The following is a 7,165-nucleotide window of genomic DNA, read 5'->3' as shown; positions in this document are numbered from 1 at the left end:
CACACCCGGTCCCATGCCGAACCCGGCAGTTAAGCTCCCCATCGCCGATGGTACTGCAGAGGGTATCTGTGGGAGAGTAGGTCGCCGCCGAGCCTTTTTTCAACAGGGAAGACAATCGTCTTCCCTGTTTGTTTTGTTTCCGCACTTATTGTTTACGGATGATTATTTTGCTTGCACTATGAGGTTGATTATGCTATCGTTATACTACGCTAAAGCGATGCAGTAATTGTACTGCGCACTCTATACAGGGGGGACAACTTATGAAAAAGGCAGTAGCAATAATTCTCGTACTCGCAGTCGTTTTCTGCGGCTGGTATTTTGTTTCAAACAAAGCGGCAACGGAAGCGCCGCAGGCAGCACAGAACGCGCAGTCATCCGACCAGATAATCATTAAGGTTGGTTCTATCGACTCCGATTCTCACCCGACAATTCAGGCGATGAACAAACAGTTCAAGGAACCGCTTGAAAAGCTTTCAAACGGCAGAATCAAGGTTGAAATCTATCCGAACGCACAGCTCGGCGGCGACCGTGAAATGAGCGAAGCAGTCCAAATGGGCACGCTGCAGATGGCAATTCCTGCAACGTCGCCGCTCGCAGGCTTTGACAAACGCGTCCAGATCGTTGACATTCCCTATCTCTTCTCAAGCAGGGAAACAGCATTTGAAGGCATTGACGGCGAGCTTGGAAAAACGCTCAACGGCTACCTCGAATCAAAAGGCTTTGCGGTTCTCGGTTACCTTGAAAACGGTATGCGCCACGTTACGAACAGCAAACGCCCGATCTACACGCCGGAAGACATGAAAGGCATCAAAATCCGTACCATGGAAAACCCGATGCACATGGCATACTTCAAACAGGTCGGCGCAAACCCGACGCCTATGAGTTGGGGCGAGCTTTACACTGCACTGCAGCAGAAAACTGTTGACGCTCAGGAAAACCCGTACGCGCTTATCGTTGACGGAAAATTCTTTGAAGTTCAGAAATACGCGTCAGAAACGGGACACGTTTTCTCGTTCGAGCTTATCATTGCAAACAAGAAGTTTATGGAAGGTCTTCCGAAAGATCTGAAAGAACTTGTCGAAAAATGTGCAACGGACGCCTGCCTCGCACAGAGAAAAGTTATGGCTGAGCAGGAAGAATCCTTCAAACAGCAGTGCATCAAAGCCGGTATGAAATGCAACACGCTCACGCCGGAGCAGAAAAAAGCATTTATCGCCGCTTCGGAACCTGTTTACAAACAGTTTGAAGCCGAACTCGGCAAGGAAATTATGGAGATTGCAAGAAAAGTCCAGAAGTAATTACGTTTGTTATTTCGTGCGCTCCCGCATAGGGAGCGCACTGTTTGGTTCAGAGGTGCGGCACGATGACGATAAAAAAGTTTTTTGATAATTTTGAAGAATATTTCTGCGTGTGGACTCTTGTCTTTATGACAATAATTGTCTTTCTGCAGGTTATCATGCGCTACGTTTTCGCCAACTCGCTTTCCTGGAGCGAAGAACTGGCGCGCTTTATATTTCTTTGGCTTTCGTGGATAGGCGCAAGCTACGCCGTGAAAACGAGAGACCATTTCAGGGTCGAAATGTTTGCTGACATGATCAAAGGCAGAAACCGTGTGCTGTTTGAATATTTTGTCCTGATCGTGTGGTTTGTATTCAGCCTTCTGCTTGTGTGGTACGGCACGAAACTGCTCGTATTCCTGAATTCTACGGGGCAGGTTTCCGCGGCAATGGATATTCCGATGACGTGGCCGTATGCCGCTGTTCCTGCCGGCTGTCTGCTCATGTGCGCAAGGCTTGTTGTTGAAATTTACAAGCTGCACAAAGGCATTTACAACCCTGCAACGAAAAAGGAGGAGCAAGCGTAATGGAAGGCGTTATCCTCTTTGCGATTCTGATATTTACGATTGCCCTCAGCATTCCAATAGGCATCACTTTGGGGCTTTCAACCGCCGTATCAATGGCTCTCACGTCGGACATTCCGATGGAAATGCTTGCGCAGAAGGCGGTCACAGGGCTTGATTCCTTCCCGCTGCTTGCGATACCGTTCTTTATTCTTGCGGGCGCTCTCATGTGCAACGGCGGAATCTCGCGCCGGCTCGTGAACTTTGCGGACGCGCTTGTGGGATTTATAACAGGCGGGTTGGCGATGGTTACGGTTTTGGCATGTATGTTCTTCGCGGCAATTTCGGGAAGCGGACCTGCAACGGTTTCCGCGATAGGCTCTTTTATGATACCGTCAATGGTGGACAGAAAATACGACCCTTCGTTCGCGGCGGCAATATCGGCGGCGGCGGGCACTATAGGCGTTATCATTCCTCCGAGTATTCCTTTTGTAATCTACAGCATAGTCGCGCAGTGCTCAATAGGCGACATGTTTATAGCGGGCATAGTGCCGGGCATAATAATAGGACTTGCGCTCATGACGGTCTGCTATTTTACGGCGAAGAAAAACAACTATTCCTACGTTTCGGAGCCGCCTACGCTGAAGCACGTGTGGGAAACGTTCAAAGAAGCAATATGGGCGCTGTTTGTCCCCGTGATAATACTCGGCGGCATATACGGAGGCATATTCACGCCGACGGAAGCCGCGGTCGTCGCGGTTGCCTACTCAATTTTCGTGGGAAAATTCATATACAAAGAGCTTGACTTCAAAACGCTCTACGAATGTTTCCGCCAGGCTGCGCTGATAAACGGCGCAACGGAATTTATGATAGGGCTTTCGATGGCGTTCGGCGCGTATCTTGCAATGGCGCAGATACCGGCGCACATTGCGGCGTGGATGCACACGATGACAGGCAGTCCGGTGCTTCTGCTGCTTGCGATAAACGTGTTCCTGCTTATCATCGGCTGCTTTGTTGACAATATCGCCGCGGTCATAATACTTACGCCGATACTTCTGCCGGTCGTCAAAGCAATAGGCATGGATCCCATACATTTCGGCCTTATAATCACAGTCAACCTTGCCTGCGGCTTTATTTCACCGCCGTACGGCATAAACCTGTTCGTTGCTACCGCGATATCCGGCGTCAGCATAGAAAAGATATCCAGAGCGATACTTCCTTCGTTCATCGCCATGGTGCTCTGCTTGATGCTTTTTACCTACTATCCGCCCCTGACGATGGGTCTTCTGCACCTTATGGGAAAATAAAAATCAGTAAAACTGTGCGCCTTGTGCGCACAGTTTTTGTGCTAAAATAAAGACAGTCAATTATGAGAGGTGAACGTTATGAGCGGACATACGATAATAACGATAGGACGCGAAAGCGGAAGCGGCGGACTTGAAGTAGGACAGAAGCTTGCCGCGCTGCTCGGCGTAAAGTGCTACGACAAGGAAATACTGACGGAAGCCGCGAAAGCCAGCGGCTTTGCGGAGCAGGTGCTTAAAGAATACGACGAAAAATCAAAGACGAGCCTGTTCTTCGGCTGGACGCTCGGCTTAAGCGCAGCCGGCGCGAATCTGCCTCTGGGCACGCAGCTCTACCTTGCGCAGTTTCAGGCAATCAGGGAAATGGCCGCGCAGGGGCCCTGCGTTTTTGTCGGCCGCTGCTCAGACTACGTGCTGAAAGACACAGACTGCAACCTTGTCAACGTATTTATCCACGCGTCTCCTGAGGCAAGAAAGGAACGCGTCGCGGCAAGAAAAGGAATATCACCTGAAGAAGCAGAGGAATACAACCGCAAAACGGACAAAGACCGCGCAAGTTATTACAGCTATTATACAGACCACAAATGGGGAAGAATAGAGAACTACGACATAGTAATAGACAGCAGCAAAATTACGATTGACGATACGGTAAAGCTGATTGCTGAGTATATCAGACTCAGAAAATCCGAAGAATAACACAAACAGCAAAAAAGACCTCCGCTCGGAGGTCTTTTTTTGATAACGACACTAGATTCTGCGCTAAGCCGTTGGCTTCCGCAGAATGACGGGCGGGCAAGACGCAAGTTTTTGTTAGATGTCTTCGAGTGGGAAAACTTTGCCCGGGTTCATAATGCCGTTGGGATCCAGCAGTTTCTTGATTGAAAGAGTAAGGCTGTATTCGTTTGGCTCGCAAAGTTCTTTGTAGTATGCCGTGCGCGTCAGACCGACGCCGTGTTCGCCCGAAAGCACGCCGCCGAAGCTCTTTGCAAGCTTGAAAATGTCGCTGACGACCTTTTCTGCCAGCACTTCCCATTCGCTGTCGGTAAGACCTTCTTTTCTTGCGATTGTCGGGTGAAGGTTGCCGTCGCCCGCATGTCCGAAATTAACGATTTTAACGCCGTATTTATCGCCGATTGCGTAAATTTCCCTGCAGAACGCCGCGATTTCCGAAACGGGGACAACCGTGTCCTCGTCAATATGCGTCGGGTCTGTTACGCGGAGAGCCTCATCAATGTGCGAGCGGACAGACCAAAGTTTGTCGCGCATTTCGTCATTTTCCGCGACGAAAATGTTTATCGCGCCGCCGTCAACGCACACATTGCCCGCCTTCTCGGCTATTGCCAAAGTCAATGCTTCGTCAGTTCCGTCAAACTCTATCAGCAGAGTTGCGCCCACGCCCTCTATCGGAAGCTTTGCGCCAAGGAAATTGCACGACGCTTCGTAGCAGTAACGGTCGATAAACTCCGTTGCCGAAGGAACTACGCCGACCTTTGTAATCACCTGAGGAACAGCGGCTATCGCGTCGTCTGTGTTTTTGAAAAGGGCAAGCAGCGCTTTTCTGTACTTCGGAACAGGCTGAAGCTTGACGATAATCTTCGTTACAAAGCCGAGAGTGCCTTCGGAACCTATGAAAAGCTCCTTGAGGTTAAAGCCTGTGACGTTCTTCATGAGCTTTCCGCCGAGCTGCAAAATCTCGCCCGTTGCGGTGACAACCTCAAGCCCGAGCACGTGGCGCATTGTGACGCCGTACTTCAGAGCCATGCCTCCGCCCGCGTTTTCGGCGATATTCCCTCCGATGTGGCATTCGTCAACGCTCATCGGATATCCGCAGTACCAGAGACCGTATTTGTTCGCCTCGGCGTTGATGTGCGCCGTTACAACGCCCGGCTGTACGACAGCCAGAAGATTCTGCCTGTCTATTTCAAGAATTTTGTTCAGCCTGTCGTCGCATATCGTAATGCCGCCGCAGACAGGAATAGAGCCTCCTGAAAGCCCTGTGCCTCCTCCGCGGGGGGTAACTGGAATGACGTTCTCATTCGCCAGCTTCAAAATCTGCGAAACCTCCTCGGCGCAGCAGGGCGCGACAACGACGTCGGGTTTGCTGTACTTTGCCTCTGTGAGTACGGAAGTTTCGTCGTGCGAACAGTCGGCAATCTTTCCGCCCTCCGTCCAAACGTTCTCCGCGCCGCAAATTTCGCGCAGTTTGGCAATAATCCCGTCAGTAACCTTGTTGTACTTTCTCATGGATATCAACTCTTCCTGTCAGTATGGTGTTATTTTACTACGGTGAAGGAGAAAAGGCAAGGCGGACGCGCGCTTGGTGAGAACCAATTACCAAGAAAATCAATTACTGAAACGAGCTAAATGGACGAAGCGGATGTACGGCTAAAAAAAATGCGCCATACGGCGGCAAGCGTGGTATAATTCTGTCGTATAGTTCAAATTTTCACAAATTGCAAGGAGTGACGGACAAAATGGCAACCAAAGTTACATTCCCGAACGCAAGAATGGCGTCAATCCCAATGTCGGGAGGCATCCGCGAAATACTTTCCCGTGCGAACGTGCTTGAAGCCGAAGGAAAAAAGATAATTCACATGGAAATCGGACGCCCCGATTTTGATTCGCCGGTATCCGCAAAAGACGCGGCGATACGCGCGCTTCAGAACGGCGACGTGCACTACACGGACATGGGCGGCACTCAGGAGCTCCGCGAAGCGGTAGCCGCCAAATACAAACGCGTCAACAATATGGACGTTGACCCTGACAAAAACATAGTAATAACGGTCGGCGCAATCGAAGCCCTGACGGCGACGCTTCTTACGCTCTGCGAGCCCGGAGACGAAATAATTCTTCCCGCGCCTTATTTCTCAGCGTACGCAGACCAGATGGCAATAGCTCAGGTCAAACTTGTCCCCGTTATGACAAGCATGGAAGACAATTTCGAGCTTCGTCCGGAAGCGCTTGCGAAAGCAATTACGCCGAAAACGAAAGCAATCCTCATCAACACGCCCAACAACCCCTGCGGCGCAGTCTATACGAAAGAAAACCTCAGCGCAATCGCGAAAATTGCGATAGAAAATGACCTCTGGGTGCTCTCCGACGAGCCGTACGAAAGCTTCCTCTACGAGGGCGAGCACGTCAGCATTGCGAGCCTTCCCGGAATGAAAGAACGCACGGTAACGCTCTCGGCAGCGTCAAAAACGTGGTCAATGACAGGCTGGCGTGTCGGCTGGATAATCTGCCCTGACGCAATGCGCCCCTACGTCAACAAATGCCACCAGAACCTTACGACATGCGCAACGGCATTCGCGCAGGCAGGCGTAGCGGAAGCCTTCCGCAGCGCAGACGAAGACGTCAAAACGATGGTCGCAGAATACAAACGCCGCCGCGACATGGTTATGAACTGGTTTGCGAAAATCGACGCATTTGACTACGTCGTTCCGAAAGGCGCCTTCTACGCCTTCCCGAGCATTAAGAAACTTAAAACAGACGGCTTCAAATTCTGTTCGTGGCTGCTTGAAAACGCAGGCGTTTCAACGGTTCCCGGTGAAGTATTCGGCTGCCCCGGACACATCCGCCTTGCATACTGCAGAGACTACGACTACCTCGAAGAGGGAATGGAAAGAATTAAAAACGCGGTGGAAAAACTGTAACCGGACGGCATAAAGCGCAGTGCCTGAATACACGCAAATAAAAAACTCCGGAGAAATCCGGAGTTTTTTTGTGCTTTTTGCGCTGATGAAACGCCTATGCGTGTGCTGCGCTATTTCTTTGCCACGACGGCGAAGAAAACGAGAGGCTCGGTGCTGCTCGTGTTTCTGAGCGCGTGCGACATTCCTTTGTGAGTAACGAAAACGTCGCCCGGCAGAGCAGGGCATTCGCCCTCGCCGTATTCAAAAATTCCCTCGCCGGAGAAAATCGCGTACACCTCTTCGTCGTCAACGTGCGTGTGAAGACCTATGGTCGCATTGGGCTCCAGCTCCATTCTGTTCGCTGCAATAAAAGCCATACCTTCGAGAAT

At 50.8% G+C, this 7,165-nt stretch carries 7 protein-coding genes and 1 rRNA gene; 6 read left to right on the top strand and 2 right to left on the bottom strand.

The features are described 5' to 3' along the window. The 5 genes from rrf to KBS54_06945 all read left to right on the top strand — a co-directional run. Positions 1-93 (top strand): 5S ribosomal RNA (gene rrf / locus KBS54_06965); the annotation flags it as partial. A gap of 167 nt (positions 94-260) precedes the next feature. Further along, positions 261-1,298, top strand: a complete 1,038-nt coding sequence (locus KBS54_06960; protein ID MBQ0055861.1) for a TRAP transporter substrate-binding protein — start codon at positions 261-263, stop codon at positions 1,296-1,298. Positions 1,299-1,363: 65 nt separating this feature from the next. Then, on the top strand, positions 1,364-1,864 hold the full coding sequence (locus KBS54_06955; protein MBQ0055860.1) for a TRAP transporter small permease: 501 nt from the start codon (positions 1,364-1,366) through the stop codon (positions 1,862-1,864). Then, positions 1,864-3,147 carry a TRAP transporter large permease gene (locus tag KBS54_06950; GenBank protein MBQ0055859.1) on the top strand — a complete coding sequence of 428 codons (1,284 nt, stop codon included), beginning with the start codon at positions 1,864-1,866 and terminating at the stop codon, positions 3,145-3,147. The genes KBS54_06955 and KBS54_06950 overlap by 1 nt, the downstream gene beginning before the upstream one ends. A 78-nt stretch (positions 3,148-3,225) precedes the next feature. Beyond that, positions 3,226-3,840: a cytidylate kinase-like family protein gene (locus KBS54_06945; GenBank protein MBQ0055858.1), complete on the top strand. Its 615-nt coding sequence runs from the start codon at positions 3,226-3,228 to the stop codon at positions 3,838-3,840. 114 nt (positions 3,841-3,954) lie between these two features. Here KBS54_06945 and KBS54_06940 read toward each other — a convergent pair whose 3' ends face one another. After that, entirely contained in the window at positions 3,955-5,388 is a 1,434-nt protein-coding gene (locus tag KBS54_06940) for an FAD-binding protein (GenBank protein ID MBQ0055857.1), read from the bottom strand. Positions 5,389-5,618: 230 nt separating this feature from the next. On the opposite strand from KBS54_06940, the gene KBS54_06935 reads away from it, so the two are divergent. Continuing rightward, positions 5,619-6,797 (top strand): pyridoxal phosphate-dependent aminotransferase, encoded by a 1,179-nt coding sequence (locus KBS54_06935; protein ID MBQ0055856.1) that lies wholly within the window; start codon positions 5,619-5,621, stop codon positions 6,795-6,797. 110 nt (positions 6,798-6,907) lie between these two features. On the opposite strand, the gene KBS54_06930 is transcribed toward KBS54_06935, so the two are convergent. Continuing rightward, on the bottom strand, positions 6,908-7,165 hold a 258-nt coding region (locus tag KBS54_06930; protein ID MBQ0055855.1), incomplete at its 5' end, for a cupin domain-containing protein.

The sequence above is a fragment of the Candidatus Equadaptatus faecalis genome, from assembly GCA_018065065.1.
Lineage (GTDB): Bacteria > Synergistota > Synergistia > Synergistales > Synergistaceae > Equadaptatus > Equadaptatus faecalis.
This window is presented reverse-complemented; position numbering and strand designations above follow the sequence as displayed.